The sequence below is a fragment of the Stenotrophomonas sp. genome, assembly GCF_050737075.1.
Taxonomy (GTDB): domain Bacteria; phylum Pseudomonadota; class Gammaproteobacteria; order Xanthomonadales; family Xanthomonadaceae; genus Stenotrophomonas.
Genome location: NZ_JBOHXV010000088.1, coordinates 1 through 17,716 on the forward strand (window position 1 = coordinate 1; position 17,716 = coordinate 17,716).

Sequence of the window (17,716 nt, forward strand, 5' to 3'; positions counted from 1 at the left end):
GCCGGGCTCTGCCCGGCTGCTTCATGCATTTGAGCGAACAGCGGGTGGCCAGCGGTTCCTCTGATTTGGCGGGACGGTGCCGGTTTGCGGGGGACGCTGCAAGTACGTCCATGTAAGCTCAGTCGCCGCATCCATGCGGCTCATGCCCCCGCAAACCGGCCCCGACCCGCCTTTGACAGTAAGCGGTGGCCATAGAAGATCAAATGCGTCGCGTCGCGCAGCGCGCGTGTGGCTCACGCCGTTGGTAGAGTCGGTCGCAAGACGATTGCCGTGAACACATCAACACCCGGTAGCGCATTGAAACGGTTGAGGCACAGAGCCGGCCAACGGCCGGCGCTACCGCTTTTCCCATGGCAACGACACACTGTCAAAGGCGGGTCGGGGCCGGTTTGCGGGGGTGTGAGCGGCATGGATGCCGCGACCAAGCCCCCATGGATGGGTTCACGGCGTCCCCCGCAAACCGGCACCGTCCCGCCAAATCAGAGGAACCGCTGGCCACCCGCTGTTCGCTCAAATGCATGAAGCAGCCGGGCAGAGCCCGGCTCTACTGCGGCACATGCATGAAGCAGCCACGCACCGCCGTGCGCAAACAAAAATGGCGACACCGAGGTGTCGCCGTTTTGTGTTTGAACGCCCGTCCGGTTACAGGATGTAGCGGCTCAGGTCCGGGTCCTTGACCAGCTCACCCAGGTGCTTGTCGACGTAGGCTGCATCGATGGCAAGTGTTTCGCCATCGCGGTCCGGGGCTTCGTAGCTCAGCGAATCGAGCAGGCGCTCCAGCACCGTATGCAGGCGGCGTGCGCCGATGTTTTCCTGGCGCTCGTTCACCTGGAAGGCGATCTCGGCCAGGCGGTCCACCGCGTCGTCCGTGAAGTTCATCGACACGCCTTCGGTCTTCAGCAACGCCTCGTACTGCTTGGTGAGCGCCGCCTTCGGTTCGGTCAGGATGCGCACGAAATCCTGCTTGCTCAGCGCGCCCAGTTCCACGCGGATCGGGAAGCGGCCCTGCAGCTCGGGAATCAGGTCGCTCGGCTTGGCCAGGTGGAACGCGCCCGATGCAATGAACAGAATGTGGTCGGTCTTGATCGTGCCGTACTTTGTCGACACGTTGGAGCCTTCCACCAGCGGCAGCAGGTCGCGCTGCACGCCTTCGCGCGACACGTCGCCACCCGACGAGCCCGCCTCGCCGCGCTTGGCCACCTTGTCGATCTCGTCGATGAACACGATGCCGTGCTGCTCGCAGGCCTCGATCGCCGCCGTGCGGATATCGTCTTCGTTGACCAGCTTGCCGGCCTCTTCCTCCAGCAGCAGCGGGCGCGCCGCCTTGATCGTCAGCGTGCGCTTCTGCGCCTTGCCGCCGCCCAGGCTGGAGAACATCTGGCGCAACTGCTGGCCCATTTCTTCCATGCCCGGCGGGGTCATGATGTCCACGCCGACATTGGCGGTCACTTCCAGCTCGATCTCGCGCTCGTCCAGCTCACCGGCGCGCAGCATGCGCCGGAACTTGATGCGGGTTTCGTTGTCCTGCGCCGACGGCTCGTTGCGGGCCGCCTCCGGATCGAAGCCGATACCACCGGCACGGCGCGGCAGCAGCGCGTCCAGGATGCGGTCTTCGGCGCGCTCTTCGGCCTGGGTGCGCACGCGCACCTTCGCCTGCTCGCGGTACAGCTTGACCGCCGTGTCGGCCAGGTCGCGGATGATCTGTTCGACATCCTTGCCCACGTAGCCGACTTCGGTGAACCGGGTCGCCTCGACCTTCACGAACGGCGCGTTGGCCAGCGTGGCCAGGCGGCGCGCGATCTCGGTCTTGCCGACACCGGTCGGGCCGATCATCAGGATGTTCTTGGGCATGACTTCATTGCGCAGCTCTTCGGGCAGCTGCATGCGCCGCCAGCGGTTGCGCAGCGCGATGGCCACCGCGCGCTTGGCGTCGTGCTGGCCGACGATGTGCCGGTCCAGTTCCTGCACGATCTCGCGCGGGGTCATGGTGGCGGAGGAGACTTCGATCTTGTGCGGCATGGGTGTGCTCACAGGGAATATTGGGGTGGATGGTGGGGCTATCCGGGTAACGGGCAAACACGTAACGGTGCCGTAGAGCCACGCCATGCGTGGCTGGACCCGTACCGCTGCCACGCAACGCGTGGCTCTTTGCCATGCGTGGCTGACCCGGTACCGCAGCCACGCATGGCGTGGCTCTACGAGTTGTAACGCTGCGCGTTACAACTCCTCCACCACCACATTGCGATTGGTGTAGATGCAGATGTCGCCGGCGATGTTGATCGACTCGGTGGCGATGGTGCGTGCATCCAGTTCGGTGTGCGCCAGCAGCGCACGCGCCGCGGACAAGGCATACGACCCGCCGGAGCCGATCGCGATGATGCCGTCTTCCGGCTCGATCACATCGCCGGTACCGCTGATGATCAGCGAGGTGTCCTTGTCGGCCACGGCCAGCAGCGCTTCGAGCTTGCCCAGGCGGCGCTCGGTGCGCCAGTCCTTGGCCAGCTCCACCGCGGCACGCTGCAGCTGCCCGTGCTTTTCCAGCTTGGCCTCGAACAGTTCGAACAGGGTGAAGGCATCGGCGGCCGCGCCTGCGAAGCCGGCAAGCACCTGGCCCTCACGACCCAGCCGGCGCACCTTGCGCGCATTGCCCTTCATCACCGTGTGGCCAAGCGTGACCTGGCCGTCGCCGGCAACCGCGACATGCCCGTTGCGGCGCACCGAGATGATGGTGGTGGCGTGAAATACGTTGGGATTCTGACTGGGGTCCATGGAGCCTCCGGGGTGACAGAGACTGAGGTGGGGTCGTTGCCGGGGGCTTCAACCCACCCTGCCCTGCGCCCGGGTGCCGCAGCGGATCGATTCAGCTTTCGTTGCCGCTCTTGCGCCGCTTGGCGCGCGGGTGCGCTGCGTCGTAGACCTTGGCCAGGTGCTGGAAATCCAGGTGGGTATAGATCTGCGTGGTGGCGATATCGGCATGGCCGAGCAGCTCCTGAACGCCGCGCAGGTCGCCGGACGATTCCAGGATGTGACTGGCAAAGCTGTGCCGCAGCATGTGCGGGTGGACGTGCTTGAACAGCCCCTGGCGCTGGGCCAGCTGGCGGATGCGGATCTGCACCGCACGCTGCGTGATCGGCCCGCCCTTGCGCCCGGGGAACACCGGCTGCGCATCGCCGCCGCCGCTTTCGGCACGCCAGCCCAGCAAGGCCTCGCGCGCATGCGAGCCGAACGGTACGCGGCGCTGGCGGTTGCCCTTGCCCAGCACGTTCACCAGCCCGGTAGCGAAGTCCAGGTCGCGCCAGATCAGCGCGCACAGCTCGCTCAGGCGCAGGCCGGAGGAATAGAACAGTTCCAGCAGCGCACGGTCGCGCAGGCCCAGCGGGGCGTCGGTCGGCAGTTCGACCAGGCGCACCGCCTCGTCCGCGTCCAGTACCTGCGGCAGCTTGCGCGGCGCCTTGGGCGCCTTCAGGCCGGCGGCGGGACTCACCGCGATGCGGTGGTGCTTGAGCAGCCAGGCATAGAAACTTCGGCAGGCCGACAGCCGGCGCTGCAGCGATTTCGGCGCCAGCCCGCGGCGATGCTCGGCGGCGATGAACTGCCGCAGCTGCTCGCCATCCACGCGGTCGGCGTCGGTACCCTGCTGCGCGGCCCAGCCGCCCAGCGCGTCCAGGTCCCGCCGGTAGGCATCCAGCGTGTGCGCCGAGGCGCGGCGCTCCACCTGCAGGTAGCCGAGGAATTCCTGGGCGGCGTTCATGCCGTGGCGGCCCGGCGCAGTCTCAGGCCGGGTCGAAGCGCTTGAGCGCCACGGCCAATGCCTCGCCCATCATGCGCAGGAACAGCGTGCCCATGCCGGGATAGAAACGATTGCCGTCCAGGCTGCCCACCGCGATCAGGCCGACGCCCGGCAGCGGCAGCAAGGCGCTGGACTGCACCTCGTCCACGCGCTCGGCGTACAGCACGGCGCTCTTTTCCGGCTGCAGGCGGCCGCAGATCGGCTCACCGTCCTTGAGGCAATCGCGGAAGGAGGCGAGTTTCGGGCTGTCTGCCGGGATCACCTGCAACCACGGCGCGGCCTCGAGGCCCGACACCGGCTGCAACATGACCAGGCGCACCAGGTCGCCGGCGAAGTCCTCTTCCAGCGAGGCGGCCATGGCGCGCAGGGTGTCGGCGGCCGTGCCCTGCTTCATCAGCGCCAGGGTCAGCTGGTGGGTGCGCACCGCCAGCCGTTCGTTGACCTGCGCGTTGGCGGCCAGGTCGGCCAGCCGCCGTGACAGTTCGCGGTTCTTGTCGCGCAGCACTTCCAGCTGGTAGCTGGCCAGCGATGCGGCCGGACCATCGTCGCGCGGGACCACCAGGGTCAGCGCCAGGTCCGGGAACTGCTTCAGGAACGCCGGGTGCCGGCGCAGCCACGTGGCGATTTCATGCGCCCCGATCTTCTCGACGGTGTCGCTCATGCGTTCCACTCCCCTTCGAAGACGAATGCGGCCGGGCCGGACATCACCACCTGGGCGTCGTCGGCCGGCCAGCGCAGGCGCAGGTCGCCGCCCGGCAGCGACAGCGTGGCGTCGCGCTCCAGGCGCCCGCGCTGCATCATCACCACCGCCGCCGCGCAGGCACCGCTGCCACAGGCCAGGGTCTCGCCGACGCCGCGCTCGTACACGCGCAGGCGCGCATGGCTCGGGTCGAGGACCTGCACGAAGCCCACGTTGACCGACTGCGGGAAGGTGGCGTGCTGCTGCAGCAGCGGGCCCAGCCGCTCGACCGGTGCCGCGTCGACCAGGCCGACTTCGATCACGGCGTGCGGATTGCCCATGGATACCGCGCCGAAGCGCACCGTATCGCCCTGCAGCGGCAGCAGGTATTCCTCGCGTGCGCGGGCGAAGCCCAGCAGCGGGATCTGCTGCGGTTCGAAGCGCGGCACGCCCATCGCCACGGCGTACTGATCGTCGCCGATGCGTTCGATGGTATGGGTGGCCAGCGGGCTGTCGATGGCGAAGGTGTCGCCCGTCGCAGCGCCATCGCGCACCAGCCAGGCCGCGACACAGCGCGCGCCGTTGCCGCACTGCTCGGACTGCGAACCGTCGGCATTCCAGATGCGGTAGGCGGCCACGGAGCCCTCCGCACGCGGCGGCTCGATGGTCAGGATCTGGTCGCAACCCACGCCGGTGTGGCGATTGGCCAGCTGCGCGGCCAGCGCCGGGGTGGGTTCGGGGGTGCCATCACGCAGGTCCAGCACCACGAAATCATTGCCGGCGCCGTGCATCTTGCTGAAACGCAGCGCGGTGGACGCGGCCTTACTCATTCCCGTCATCGGACTTGAGCTGGGGGTCGACCGGGTCCGGCGTCACCGGCGGATCGTCGGTGGCATCGGTGTCGGCGGGCACGGCCTCGGCATCGGCGGCCGGCTCGACCACCTGCTCTTCCACCGGAACCGGCTTCTGCGGCATGACCAGCGGCCCCTTGTTGCCACAGGCCGAAAGGAACAGCAGCGCCAGCGCTGCCAACGGAATCAGGATGCGATTGCGATGGGGGATGCTCATGAGGCGAGTATAGCGGCGGGGCAGGACGACGGGTGTGCCCGTTCAATGAACGGGCACGCGTCAGGCATCGGGGGGCAGCGGCCTTGTCCACAGCCACACCGCCACGGCCGCCATGCAGCCGATCGACAGCCATTTCACCCACGCCACGGGCACGCACCACAGCATGATGCCGGCGCATACCGCCATGGTCAGGGTGGCCATCCACTTGCCCTTGCGGCTGACCGCGCCGTGCGCCTGCCAGTTGCGGATGACCGGGCCGAACTGCGGGTGCTGCAGCAGCCGGTTGTGCAACCGCTCCGAGCCGCGCGAGGCGGCCCAGGCCGCGATCAGGATGAACACCGTGGTGGGCAGGCCCGGCACGAAGATGCCGACGATGCCGGTGCCCAGGCTCACATAGGCCAGCAGCCACCACGCCCAGCGGAAACGCACCGTCGGCCGCGCGACCGGGGCAGCAGGGACGTCGTGGGATTCGGGCAGGGTCATGCGGTCAGGATAGCGAGGGCGGGCGCCGACCGCGATGGCCGGCGCCTGCACGCTGTGTTACGGCGCCTTGGCGACGCCCAGCTGGTCCAGCACGAACGCATAGGACTCGGCCAGTTCGAGGTAACGCTGGAAACGACCGGACTTGCCGCCGTGGCCGGCCTCCATGTTCGTGCGGAACACGATCGGATGGGTGCCGGTGTTGTCGTCGCGCAGCTTCGCCACCCACTTCGCGGGCTCCCAGTACTGCACCTGGGAGTCCCACAGGCCGGTACCGACGAACAGCGCCGGGTAGGCCTGGCGGCTGACGTTGTCGTACGGCGAATAGGTCAGCATGTAGTCGTAGTACTCGCGCTGCTCGGGGTTACCCCACTCGTCGTACTCGTTGGTGGTCAGCGGAATGCTGGCGTCGAGCATGGTGGTGACCACGTCGACGAACGGCACCTGCGCCACCATCACGCGGTAATCCTGCGGGGCCTGGTTGGCCACCGCGCCCATCAGCAGGCCGCCGGCGCTGCCGCCGGATGCGGCCACACGATCCTTGGCCGCGTAGCCCTGCCGCACCAGCTCGCGGGTGACGTCGACGAAGTCGTTGAAGGTGTTCTGCTTCTTCAGCAGCTTGCCGTCGTCGTACCAGGCGCGCCCCATCTCCTCGCCGCCGCGGATATGCGCGATGGCATAGACCACGCCGCGATCGAGCAGGCTGACCACGGTCTGGTTGAAGCCCGGGTCCATCGACATGCCGTAGCTGCCGTAGGCGTACTGGTACAGCGCACCCGTGCCGTCCTTCTTGAACCCGTTGCGGTACACCAGCGAGACCGGCACCTTGGCGCCGTCACGCGCGGTCACCCAGACCCGCTCGGTGGTGTACTGAGACGGGTCGTAGCCGATCACCGGCTGCTGCTTGAGCTGGCGGCGTTCGCCGGTAACGGTATTGAGCTCGTAGGTGGTGGTGGGCGTGGTCAGCGAGGTGTAGGCGTAGCGCAGCCACGGCGTGTCGGCTTCGGGATTGGCGGCCAGGCCCATCGAATAGGCCGGCTCGTCGGCCTTGACGTAGTCCTGGCGCCCGTCGGCGAACAGCAGGCGCACCCGCTCCAGCGCGTTGGAACGCTCGGCGATGGCGGTGAAGCCGTCGAACAGTTCGAAGCCTTCCACCAGCACGGTGTCGTCGTGCGCGACCCAGTCGGTCCACTGGCTGCGCGCGGTGGCGTCGGTCGGCGCGGTGACGATCTTGAAGTTCTTCGCGCCCGCATCGTTGGTGCGGATCACCCAGCGCCCGCCGAAATGGTCGGCGTCATATTCGACGTCGCGCGCGCGCGGCGCGAGCACGGTGAACGCCTGCGGGTCGGCGGCCGGCGCATAGCGGCTTTCCGAGCTCACCGTGCTGTGCAGGTCAATGGTGATGAAGCGGTCGTCGCGGGTGCGGCCGACGCCCATGTAGAAGCTGTCGTCCTTTTCTTCGTACACCAGCACGTCGCTGCTGACCGGCGTGCCCAGCACGTGCTTCTTCACCCGCACGGTGAGCAGCGTTTCCGGATCGTTTTCAACGTAGAACAGCGTGCGGTTGTCGTCGGCCCAGACCACGTTGGCCGATACGTTCTCGATGCGGTCGGGCAGCACCTCACCGGTGCGCAGGTCCTTGAAGCGGATAACGTACTGGCGGCGGCCCACTTCGTCCTCGGCCCAGGCCAGCAGGTGGTTGTCCTGGCTGACGTCGGCATCGCCCACGTCGAAATAGCCCTTGCCTTCGGCCATCTTGTTGAGGTCGAGCAGAATCTCTTCCGGCGCCTCCATGCTGCCCTTGCGGCGTGCCTGGATCGGGTAATCCTTGCCGGTCTCGTAGCGGCTGTAATACCAGTAGCCGCGTTCGCGCGCCGGCACGCTGGCGTCGTCCTGCTTGATGCGGCCGACGATTTCCTTGTACAGGCTGTCCTGCAGCGGCTTGAGCGGCGCGACCACCTGGTCGGTGTAGGCGTTCTCCGCATTCAGATACGACAGCATGGCCGGCGCTTCGCGCTTGTCGTCACGCAGCCAGTAGTAATCGTCATTGCGGGTGGCGCCGAACGGGGTGGTGACCGCGTGCGGATGCTTCTCGGCGTCGGGTGGGGTCAGCGCGGGGGCGGCATGCACGGAAGCGGTCATCAGGGTGGCAACCAGAAAGGGGAGAGGGGATTTCACGAGATAGGGCTCCTTGCCGGTGAATGCAATGGTGGCCGCCAGTCTGGCGGCGGAGCGGCACCGGCGGCAAGCGCGCAGGTGCTCGCCTATCATGGGCCGCATGAGCACCCGCACCCCCACGGCCAGTTACAGCCGCCGCAGCCAGGAAATCGAACCGTTCCACGTGATGTCCCTGCTGGCGCGCGCACAGGCGCTGGAACAGGCCGGCCATGACGTGATCCATCTGGAGATCGGCGAGCCCGATTTCACCACCGCCGCGCCCATCGTGCAGGCCGGCCAGGCCGCGCTGGCCGCCGGGCATACCCGCTACACCGCGGCGCGCGGGCTGCCCGCCCTGCGCGCGGCCATCGCCAGTTTCTACGGCACCCGCTACAACGTGGACCTGGACCCGGAGCGGATTCTGGTCACCCCGGGCGGCTCCGGCGCGCTGCTGCTGGCCAGCAGCCTGCTGGTCGATCCGGACCGCCATTGGCTGCTGGCCGATCCCGGCTACCCGTGCAACCGCCACTTCCTGCGCCTGGTCGAAGGCGCGGCGCAGCTGGTCCCGGTGGGCCCGCAGACCGCCTACCAGCTGACCCCGTCGCTGGTGGAAACGCACTGGAATGCCGCCAGCGTCGGCGCGCTGGTGGCGTCGCCGGCCAATCCCACCGGCACGGTGCTGTCGGCCGAGCAGCTGGGCGCGTTGTCGGCGTCATTGAAGGCGCGCGGGGGCCACCTGGTGGTGGACGAGATCTACCACGGCCTCACCTACGGCATGGACGCGGCCAGCGTGCTGCAGGTGGACGACGAGGCCTTCGTCCTCAACAGCTTCTCCAAGTACTACGGCATGACCGGCTGGCGCCTGGGCTGGCTGGTGGCGCCGCCGCAGGCGGTGCCCGAGCTGGAGAAGCTGGCGCAGAACCTGTACATCAGCGCCTCCAGCATCGCCCAGCACGCCGCACTGGCCTGCTTCGAGCCGGACACCATCGCCCTGTTCGAGCAGCGCCGCCACGCCTTCCAGGCACGCCGCGATTACCTGCTGCCGGCCCTGCGGGCGCTGGGCTTCCGCATCGAAGTGGAGCCCGAGGGTGCGTTTTATCTTTACTGCGACGTGAGCGATTTCACCGACGACGCGCAGGCCTTCTGCACGCACTTCCTGGAAACCGAGCATGTAGCCTTTACCCCGGGCTTGGATTTCGGCCATTACCGGGCGAACCAGCACGTGCGGTTGGCGTACACGCAGGAGATTCCGCGCCTGGAAGAGGCGGTGGCACGCATCGCACGCGGATTGGACACGTGGAAGCGCACCGACCAACGGTCAGCGCCTACCGCCCGGTAAAAAAAACGCCGCGCATGATGCGCGGCGCTCAAAATGGGGTGGAGCCAACCTGACGCCCCACCACCCGGAGGAGAAGTTTGTCCGCGCCACGGCGGGCAAGCATCGACGGGGTAGTGCCGACTGTTAGTCGGCAACCCGACCGGCAACCGATTACTTCAACCGTTCCCACAGGAAGCTGTACGCCAGCGCGGACATGTGCGCGGCCTGCGCATTGTTCGCCGCACCGCCGTGACCGCCCTCGATGTTCTCGTAGTAGGTCACGTCCTTGCCGGCAGCGATCATCTTCGCCGCCATCTTGCGCGCATGGCCCGGGTGGACGCGGTCATCGCGGGTCGAGGTGGTGAACAGCACCGGAGGATACGTCTTCTTCGGGTCGAACAGGTGGTACGGCGAGAAGGTCTGAATGTACTCCCAGTCGGCCGTGTCGGGGTTGCCGTATTCGGCCATCCACGATGCGCCGGCCAGCAGGTGGCTGTAGCGCTTCATGTCCAGCAGCGGCACCTGTACCACCACCGCCCCGAACAGCTCGGGGTACTGGGTGAGCATGTTGCCGGTGAGCAGGCCGCCGTTGCTGCCGCCCTGCACGCCCAGATGCTTGGGCGAGGTGATCTTGCGGCTGACCAGGTCACGCGCGACCGCCGCCATGTCCTCGTACGCCTTGTGGCGGTTCTGCTTCAGCGCCGCCTGGTGCCAGCGGGGACCATATTCGCCACCGCCGCGGATGTTGGCCACGACGTAAACGCCACCTTTTTCCAGCCATGCGCGCCCCATGCCGCCGGAGTAGGACGGCGTGAGCGAGATCTCGAAGCCGCCGTAGCCGTACAGCAGGGTCGGGTTCGAGCCGTCCAGCTTCATGTCCTTGGCGTGCACCACGAAGTACGGCACGCGGGTACCGTCCTTGCTGGTGGCGAAGTGCTGCTCGATCACCTTGCCCTCGGCGTTGAAGAACGCCGGCATGGTCTTGAGAACTTCGGGCTGCTTGCCGATCTCGGCCAATGCCAGCGTGGTCGGGGTCAGGTAATCGGTGACGGTCATCCACACCGCATCGCTTTCATCGGCATCCACCGCACCCACGGCCACGGTGCCGAACGACGGTGCGCCGGTGAAATCGCTCTTCTTCCAGCCGCTGGCCGACGGGGTCAGCACCTCCAGACGGCTCTTGACGTCATCGAGCACGTTGAGGACGAGGTGATTCTTCGTCCACGACGAGCCGGCCAGCGAGGTGGTGTCGGTCGGGGCGAACAGCACCTCGAACTCGCGTTTGCCGGCCATGAAGTCATCCAGCTTCGTCACCAGCAGCGAGCCGGCGGCGTAGGTCTTGCCGCCCACGGTCCACGGCTCGCGCAGCTCCAGGGTCAGCCACTGCTTGCGCAGGCCCTTCTCGGCCGAGTTCGGCGCGTCAATCTTGGTCAGCGTGCCGTCGGCGGCGCGCAGGTACAGTTCGTTGTTGTAGAAGGCCAGCGTGCGGCTGACCAGGTTGCGCTCGTAGCCCGGCGTGTCGTCGTGCATGGCCGCGATGTACATGTCATCGGGCTTGCCCTCGTACACCACGCTGGCCGCCGACAGCGGCGTGCCGCGCTTCCACAGCTTGGCCACCCGCGGATAGCCGGAGGTGGTCATGCTGTCCTTGCCGAAATCGGTGTAGACGAACACGGTGTCACGGTCGACCCAACCCAGGCCGCCCTTGGATTCCGGGCGGAAGAAGCCGTCCTTGATCCAGGTCTTGCTGGCCAGGTCGAATTCGCGGGTGACGTCGGCGTCGGCGCCGCCGCGCGACAGCGCGATCAGGCAGCGCGTGTAGTCCGGGCGCAGGCAGTCGGCGCCGTGCCAGACCCAGTTTTCGCCCTCGGCCTTGTTCAGTGCATCCAGGTCGAGCACCGTTTCCCACGTCGGCGCGGGCTTGCGGTACTCGTCCAGGGTGGTGCGGCGCCACAGCCCGCGCTCGTGCTGCTTGTCCTTCCAGAAGTTGTAGTAGTAGTCGCCAATCTTCTGCACGCCCGGGATCTTGGCGTCCGAATCGAGCACCTCGAGGATGCTGGCTTCCATCTGCTTGAAGGCCGGGGTCTGGGCCAGGCGGCCTTCGGACTTGGCGTTCTGCTGCTTGACCCAGTCCAGCGACTTCTCGCCGGTGACATCTTCCAGCCAGGCGTACGGATCTGCAGGGGTCTCAGCGGCCATTGCGGTTCCTGCGGCGGCAGCGGAGATCAGGCCTGCCATCAGGCAGGCGGAGGCGAGTCGGGACATTGCGGCTCCAGGCGGTCATATCCCGTTGACGCTATCACACGGCCTGTCCGGCATTCCCCTGTCGAAGGTCAGGGCGGGCCACACGCTGCGGCGTGCGCCCGCGGCGCCGCGCCTGCGGTCCACGCCGACGCGTGGCCTGGCGCCGCAGCAGCCGCGCGGGCAGCCGGAACCGGTACAGACTCCACCAGGCCAGGCACGGCATGGCCACCAGCCACATCGGCAACCAGCCCAGCCACTGGCTTGAGCCGCGTGCGGCCGGCCAGACCAGCACCAGCGCCAGGCCGGCCAGCGCGATTTGTCTGACGCAACGCAGCACCTGCGGGTCCGGCGCGGCGAGGGCGGATGCGGACTGTGAAGGCCGGGAACGACGCGACGACGACAAGGACATGACACAACTCCGTGCGAAAGTGATGCGTCACCTTGCCCCCCACCCATCTCACAGGCTGCGACCTCGACGTCGTCCGCCATTGACGTTCTTCTTCGTCCCACCCACCATGCCCCTGCAAGCCACTGGAGTTCTCCGCCGCATGTCTTCGAACCGCCCGCTTCGCGTTGTCCTGCTGCTGTCGGCGCTGTCGGCGCTGTCGCTGCTGTCCGCCTGTTCCTTCGGCAACAGCAAGCCGGCACCTGAGCCGGTGGCCAGCACCACGGTCAACGCGCCGATCGACCTGCAGCGGTTCATGGGCACCTGGTACGTGATCGGACGCGTGCCGAACCCGGTGGAACGCGGCCACGTGGCCAGCGTCAACGAGTATTCGCTGCGCGGCGACCAGAAGGTGTCCATCACCTATCGCTTCCGCGACGGCTTCTCGCAGCCGCAGCAGGAGCTGACCGTGCGCGCGTCGGTGGACGAGAAGAGTGGCAACCACGACTGGCGCACCTGGTTCTACAAGGTGGTGCCCACCCATACCCGCGTGCTGGAAGTGGCCCCGGACTATTCCTGGGCGATGCTCGGCTACCCGGGCCGCGAGATGGCGTGGATCTTTGCGCGCAAGCCGGACATGGACAAGGAGCTCTACAAGGAGCTGGCCACCCGCCTGCGCGACGAGTACGGGGTCAACACCGACAAGCTCAAGCGCGTGCCGCAGCACCCCGAGCAGGTGGACCGCCTGGGGTATGAGGTTCCGAACGTAAGGTGATGGAGCCGGCCAACGGCCGGCGCTACCGCGTTGATGTATCTGGAACCGGCTGGGCCCGTAACAATTCGTAGCGCCTGGCCATGCCTGGCGACCGCGCGAAAGCGCGGCACAAGGGCCCGAAGCCGGTTCAATACCGCATGTGATCATCCGACCGGCGTTTAGACCTGCCGAAGCCGTGTTTCAGGCGTTCATGACCTCTGAACGGAGCGCAGCCACGCAAGAATCACGTCCAGAGACCGGCGGCGGGCTCCGCGCGCATGGCGATGCGTTCGTCGAAACGGCGCCCATCGGTCATGCGGCGCGGCGTGGCTCTACGTCGGGTGCGTCGCTCACCCATCTCTCCGATCATTTCCGCGAGTACCGCCCCACCAGCCAGTCGCCCAGCATCTGCAGCAGTTGCACCAGCACCAGCAGCAGCACCACGGTGACCAGGGCCACGTCGGTGTGCGAACGCTGGTAGCCGTCGCGGAAGGCCAGATCGCCCAGGCCGCCCGAGCCGATCGCGCCGCCCATGGCGGTGAAGCCGATCAGCGCGATCACGGTGACGGTGGCGCCGGCGATCAGGCCCGGCCGCGCTTCGGGTAGCAGCACGCGGGTGACCAGCTGCCAGGTGGTGGCGCCCATCGCCTGGCTGGCCTCGATCACGCCACGGTCCACTTCGCGCAGCGCGGTTTCCACCAGGCGGGCGTAGAACGGTGCCGCGCCGATCACCAGTGGCACGATCGCGCCGCGCACGCCCAGCGAGGTGCCCATCATCCACAGCGTGATCGGAATCAGCACGATCATGAGGATGATGAAGGGCACCGAGCGCAGCAGGTTCACCAGCAGCGCCAGCCCGCCGTACAGCACCGGCTTGCGGCGCAGCTGCGGTGAGCCGGTCAGGAACAGCAGCACGCCCAGCGGCAGGCCGATGATCAGCGTCAGCGGCAGCGAGCCGCCCAGCATCAACAGCGTGTCGATAGTGGCCTGACCGATATCGGCCCACTTGCCCGCGTCGAGGTGGCGGAAGAACCCGCCGGCGGTAGCCAGGATCATCGGCGCAGCTCCTCAAGGTGAACACCCGCGGCAACGAACCCGGCCTGTGCGGCCTGCACGTCGCCGCCGACCAGCGATACCGTCAGCTGCCCGTATGGGGTGTCCTTGATGCGGTCGATGCGCCCGGACAGGATGTTGTAGTCCACGCCGGTTTCGCGGGCGATGCGGCCCAGCACCGGCTCGTAGGTGTCGGCGCCGAGGAAGGTCAGGCGCACGATCCGCCCGGCCACGGCCTCGAAGTCCTTGTGCAGCTCGCCCTCGTCCACCTGCTCGGATTCGTTGACGAAGCGCCGCGTGGTCGGGTGTTTCGGATGCAGGAACACCTCGGTGACCGGACCGGTTTCGACCAGGTGGCCGGCGTCGAGCACGGCGACGCGGTCGCAGACGCGGCGGATGACGTCCATTTCGTGGGTGATCAGCACGATGGTCAGGCCCAGCTCGCGGTTGATCCGGCCCAGCAGCTTGAGCACCGACGCGGTGGTCTGCGGGTCCAGCGCACTGGTGGCCTCGTCGCACAGCAGAATCTGCGGGCGCGTGGCCAGCGCGCGGGCGATGCCGACGCGCTGCTTCTGGCCGCCGGACAGCTGCGCCGGGTACTTGCCGGCATGCGCCTCCAGGCCCACGGTGTGCAACAGCTCGTCCACCCGCGCGTCGATCTCGGCACGCGGCGTGCCGGCCAGCTCCAGCGGGAAGGCGACGTTGGCCGCCACGGTGCGCGACGACAGCAGGTTGAAGTGCTGGAAGATCATGCCGACGCGCCGGCGCAGCGCGCGCAGCCCGTCGGTGTCCAGCGCGGTCACGTCCTCGCCGTCGATCAGCAGGCGCCCACCGCTGGGCTCCTCCAGGCGGTTGATCAGCCGGATCAGGGTCGATTTGCCCGCGCCGGAATGCCCGATGATGCCGAATACCTCGCCGGCCTCGATGGTCAGGTCCAACGGCTGCAGCGCGGCGATCGCGCGGCCGCCGACGGCATAGGATTTGTGCAGGCGCTGGAACTCGATCACTTCGCGTTCAACCGGGGCATCGACGGGAGGGGGCGTGCAGCCTACCAGCGCGGGACGGCCCTGGCCCGCGCGGCAGAATCGAATCATATTCCGTTTGATTATAAGGTGACGTTTTCGGCCGCCCAGCGGGCCTCAGGGATGGTCCAGCGGCTGCGGCGCGCGCACGTGCCGAACCCGTTCGCGGTGCAGCAGGTACAGCCCGGAGGCCACGATGATGGCCGCCCCCAGCCAGGTGGCCCCGTCGGGCAGTACGCCCCAGAACAGCAGGTCCCAGCCAATCACCCAGACCAGGCCGGTGTATTCCAGCGGCGCGATCAGCGAGGCCTCGCCCAGCTGGAATGCGCGGGTCAGGGCGACCTGCCCGCCCGCCCCGGCCAGGCCCACGCCGGCAATCAGGCCCGCATGGCCCAGCTGCAGCGGCTGCCAGTCCGGGATGGCCAGCAGGCCGGCGCCGAGCGCCAGGATCACCAGGAACCACACCACCATCGACTGCGGGGTGTCGGTGCGGGTCAGCATGCTGACCGTGATCGCGGCCACGGCATAGGCGGTGGCCGCGAGCAGGACCATCAGGCCCGGGATGGAGATGAAACCGTCCACGCCCGGGCGCAGCACCACCAGCACGCCGACCAGGCCGATGCCGATGGCGATCCAGCGGCGCGGGCCGACGTACTCGCCCAGCAACGGTACCGACAGCGCGGCGATCAGCAGCGGGGCGACGAAATAGATGGTGTAGGCGGTGGACAGCGGCAGGCTGCGCAGCGCGAACACGAAGCAGCCGATCATCGCCATGCCCAGCAGCCCGCGCAGCAGGTGCAGGCCCCAGCGCACCGGCACCAGTGAGCGCGGGCCGGCGGTGGCCAGCACCCAGACCAGCACGAAGGGCAGCGAGGCGGCGCCGCGCAGGAAGGTGACCTGCAGGGTCGGGTAGCTGGACGAGAGCTGCTTCATGCCCGCGTCCATCAGCGAGAAGCAGGCCACGGCCATCAGCATCCAGGCGACGGCACGGGTGGGGGAGCGTTGCGTGTTCATGGCCCATTATCGCCGCCCACGGCGGGCCGTCCATGCGCGGTTGGTTAGAATGGGGGTCTTCACCTGCTGGAGTTTCCCCATGCCCTCCTTTGACGTCGTTTCCGAAGTCGACATCCACGAACTGACCAATGCGGTCGACCAGGCCAACCGCGAGCTCTCCACCCGCTTCGACTTCAAGGGCGTGGACGCCAAGTTCGTGCTCGAAGACAGCGTGATCAGCCAATCCGCACCGAGCGACTTCCAGCTGCAGCAGATGACCGACATCCTGCGCGCCCGCCTGACCGCGCGGAAGATCGACGCGGCCTGCCTGGAATTCGGCGATATCGAAACCAACCTCGCCGGTGCCCGCCAAAAGATCACCGTGAAGCAGGGCATCGAGCAGAAGGTGGCCAAGAAGATCGCCGCGGCGATCAAGGACGCCAAGCTGAAGGTCGAAAGTCAGATCAACGGCGACAAGCTGCGCGTGACCGGCAAGAAGCGCGACGACCTGCAGGACGTGATGGCCCTGCTGAAAAAGGGAACGTTCGAGGTTCCGCTGCAGTTCGACAATTTCCGCGATTGAGTAGCGCCGGGCTCTGCCCGGCTGATCCCGGCGTTACCGGCCCAGGTGCCTGTAAAGCGTCGTTCGCGAAATACCCAGCTGCCGCGCGGCGGCGCTGACGTTGCCGTCATGGGCGGCAAGGGCCTGCTTCACCGACTGCGCGGTCTGCCCGCGCAGCGAGCCGGCGTCGCCCGTGGGCGGCGCCTTGCGGATCGCGCTGCCCGCACGCGCAGGCAGCGGTCCGCGCAGGTACTGCACGTGCACCGCGCTGTCCTCGCCCAACCGTACCCGATGCGGCGCACCGGGCTGCAGCAGCCGCCGGCGCTGGTGCACGCTGGCGCCGGCGAACAGTGCATCCAGCGGCAACAGCGGCAACGGACCGCGTCTCGGCAGCCCGAACAGGCGACGCGCCACCCGGTTGGCCGCGCGCACCCGACCGTCCTCCTCCACCGCCAGCAGGCCCTGCAGCGGCGTGTGCAACCAGCGCGCGTCGTGCTGTACGGCCAGCAGATGGCAGGGCCGGTGCTCCAGCATCAGGCGGTTTTCGGTCGACAGCGCGGCTTGGCGGAAGTAGCCATGCAGCAGCTCGGCGTCGCGCTCGCCGGTTCCGGTGATGTCGAGCGCGCCCAGCACCTGGCCGTCCAGCCCATGCAGCGGAACGCTCAGGCAGAACACCGACGCGAAGCGGTCCAGGTAATGCTCGTTGCCTCGCACCAGCGCCGGCGTATCGTCGGCCAGGCTGCAGGCCGGCGCGGTGGTGCCGATGTCGGCCTCGCGCAGGCGCCGCCCGACCTGGATCGGCCGCAGCACCGCCACGTCGGCCAGCCCATGCTCGCGCTGGGCCACGATCATGCCGGTGGCATTGACGCAGAACAGGGTCCACTGGCGCCCGCCGAAGGCGGCCCACAGGTGATCGAGATCGTCGCGGACGCAGCGTGCCAGCCGGCGATCGGCCGGATCGTCCAGCCGTGCGGGATGGCGGCCCAGCGGGGCGTAATGCGGTTCCTGGCGCGGCAGCACGCCGGCCTGCCGCGAGCGCTCCCAGGAGCGTTGCAGCGAGGGCGCCAGCAACGACTCGGCCAATACGCCGCCGTCAGCGAAGCGCTGCCGTGCGGCGGCCAGCGCCTGCTGCTGTTCGCGTTGCATCCCGCCCATCGGTCACCTCCAGAGTGACCGACAGGCTACACCCGCCAACCTGACTGACGCTGCGT

The 17,716-nt window shown here is 67.9% G+C and carries 17 protein-coding genes; 3 read left to right on the forward strand and 14 right to left on the reverse strand.

The window, feature by feature from the left end:
- Positions 1 to 642: 642 nt before the first annotated feature.
- The 8 genes from hslU to ACREPD_RS17720 all read right to left on the reverse strand — a co-directional run bounded on the left by hslU (position 643) and on the right by ACREPD_RS17720 (position 8,195).
- A complete protein-coding gene (gene hslU / locus ACREPD_RS17685) occupies positions 643 to 2,019 on the reverse strand; it encodes an ATP-dependent protease ATPase subunit HslU (protein ID WP_431600535.1) in 1,377 nt (458 codons plus the stop codon).
- Positions 2,020 to 2,217: 198 nt separating this feature from the next.
- Entirely contained in the window at positions 2,218 to 2,769 is a 552-nt protein-coding gene (gene hslV / locus ACREPD_RS17690; protein ID WP_017356659.1) for an ATP-dependent protease subunit HslV, read from the reverse strand.
- A gap of 91 nt (positions 2,770 to 2,860) precedes the next feature.
- Positions 2,861 to 3,751 (reverse strand): tyrosine recombinase XerC, encoded by an 891-nt coding sequence (gene xerC, locus ACREPD_RS17695; protein WP_431600536.1) that lies wholly within the window; start codon positions 3,749 to 3,751, stop codon positions 2,861 to 2,863.
- Between the two features lie 22 nt (positions 3,752 to 3,773).
- Positions 3,774 to 4,451 (reverse strand): DUF484 family protein, encoded by a 678-nt coding sequence (locus ACREPD_RS17700; protein WP_431600537.1) that lies wholly within the window; start codon positions 4,449 to 4,451, stop codon positions 3,774 to 3,776.
- Positions 4,448 to 5,299: a diaminopimelate epimerase gene (gene dapF / locus ACREPD_RS17705; RefSeq protein WP_431600538.1), complete on the reverse strand. Its 852-nt coding sequence runs from the start codon at positions 5,297 to 5,299 to the stop codon at positions 4,448 to 4,450. Before dapF ends, ACREPD_RS17700 begins: the two co-directional genes overlap by 4 nt.
- Entirely contained in the window at positions 5,292 to 5,537 is a 246-nt protein-coding gene (gene lptM / locus ACREPD_RS17710) for an LPS translocon maturation chaperone LptM (RefSeq protein WP_431600539.1), read from the reverse strand. The genes dapF and lptM overlap by 8 nt, the downstream gene beginning before the upstream one ends.
- A gap of 60 nt (positions 5,538 to 5,597) precedes the next feature.
- Positions 5,598 to 6,020: a YbaN family protein gene (locus ACREPD_RS17715; protein ID WP_431600540.1), complete on the reverse strand. Its 423-nt coding sequence runs from the start codon at positions 6,018 to 6,020 to the stop codon at positions 5,598 to 5,600.
- A gap of 57 nt (positions 6,021 to 6,077) precedes the next feature.
- Positions 6,078 to 8,195, reverse strand: coding sequence for a S9 family peptidase (locus ACREPD_RS17720; protein WP_431600541.1), 2,118 nt, complete (start codon positions 8,193 to 8,195; stop codon positions 6,078 to 6,080).
- A gap of 91 nt (positions 8,196 to 8,286) precedes the next feature.
- On the opposite strand from ACREPD_RS17720, the gene ACREPD_RS17725 reads away from it, so the two are divergent.
- A complete protein-coding gene (locus ACREPD_RS17725; protein WP_431600542.1) occupies positions 8,287 to 9,513 on the forward strand; it encodes a pyridoxal phosphate-dependent aminotransferase in 1,227 nt (408 codons plus the stop codon).
- A 150-nt stretch (positions 9,514 to 9,663) separates the two neighbouring features.
- Here the strand turns inward: ACREPD_RS17725 and ACREPD_RS17730 are convergent, their stop codons facing one another.
- Both ACREPD_RS17730 and ACREPD_RS17735 read right to left on the reverse strand, forming a co-directional pair.
- On the reverse strand, positions 9,664 to 11,757 hold the full coding sequence (locus ACREPD_RS17730; protein ID WP_431600543.1) for a prolyl oligopeptidase family serine peptidase: 2,094 nt from the start codon (positions 11,755 to 11,757) through the stop codon (positions 9,664 to 9,666).
- A 34-nt stretch (positions 11,758 to 11,791) separates the two neighbouring features.
- Complete coding sequence (locus ACREPD_RS17735; RefSeq protein ID WP_431600544.1) at positions 11,792 to 12,145, reverse strand: hypothetical protein; 354 nt, start codon at positions 12,143 to 12,145, stop codon at positions 11,792 to 11,794.
- Between the two features lie 139 nt (positions 12,146 to 12,284).
- Between ACREPD_RS17735 and ACREPD_RS17740 the strand changes: the two genes are divergently transcribed.
- A complete protein-coding gene (locus ACREPD_RS17740; protein ID WP_431600545.1) occupies positions 12,285 to 12,896 on the forward strand; it encodes a lipocalin family protein in 612 nt (203 codons plus the stop codon).
- A 345-nt stretch (positions 12,897 to 13,241) separates the two neighbouring features.
- Here the strand turns inward: ACREPD_RS17740 and ACREPD_RS17745 are convergent, their stop codons facing one another.
- The 3 genes from ACREPD_RS17745 to ACREPD_RS17755 all read right to left on the reverse strand — a co-directional run bounded on the left by ACREPD_RS17745 (position 13,242) and on the right by ACREPD_RS17755 (position 15,964).
- A complete protein-coding gene (locus ACREPD_RS17745) occupies positions 13,242 to 13,931 on the reverse strand; it encodes a methionine ABC transporter permease (RefSeq protein WP_431600546.1) in 690 nt (229 codons plus the stop codon).
- Entirely contained in the window at positions 13,928 to 14,935 is a 1,008-nt protein-coding gene (locus tag ACREPD_RS17750; RefSeq protein ID WP_431600550.1) for a methionine ABC transporter ATP-binding protein, read from the reverse strand. The genes ACREPD_RS17745 and ACREPD_RS17750 overlap by 4 nt, the downstream gene beginning before the upstream one ends.
- Positions 14,936 to 15,067: 132 nt before the next feature.
- The gene (locus ACREPD_RS17755; protein WP_431600547.1) at positions 15,068 to 15,964 is read right to left on the reverse strand and encodes a DMT family transporter; all 897 of its coding nucleotides are present in this window, start codon (positions 15,962 to 15,964) and stop codon (positions 15,068 to 15,070) included.
- Positions 15,965 to 16,043: 79 nt separating this feature from the next.
- Between ACREPD_RS17755 and ACREPD_RS17760 the strand changes: the two genes are divergently transcribed.
- A complete protein-coding gene (locus tag ACREPD_RS17760; protein WP_431600548.1) occupies positions 16,044 to 16,526 on the forward strand; it encodes a YajQ family cyclic di-GMP-binding protein in 483 nt (160 codons plus the stop codon).
- Between the two features lie 33 nt (positions 16,527 to 16,559).
- On the opposite strand, the gene ACREPD_RS17765 is transcribed toward ACREPD_RS17760, so the two are convergent.
- Positions 16,560 to 17,660, reverse strand: a complete 1,101-nt coding sequence (locus tag ACREPD_RS17765) for a helix-turn-helix domain-containing protein (RefSeq protein WP_431600549.1) — start codon at positions 17,658 to 17,660, stop codon at positions 16,560 to 16,562.
- Positions 17,661 to 17,716: the final 56 nt, after the last annotated feature.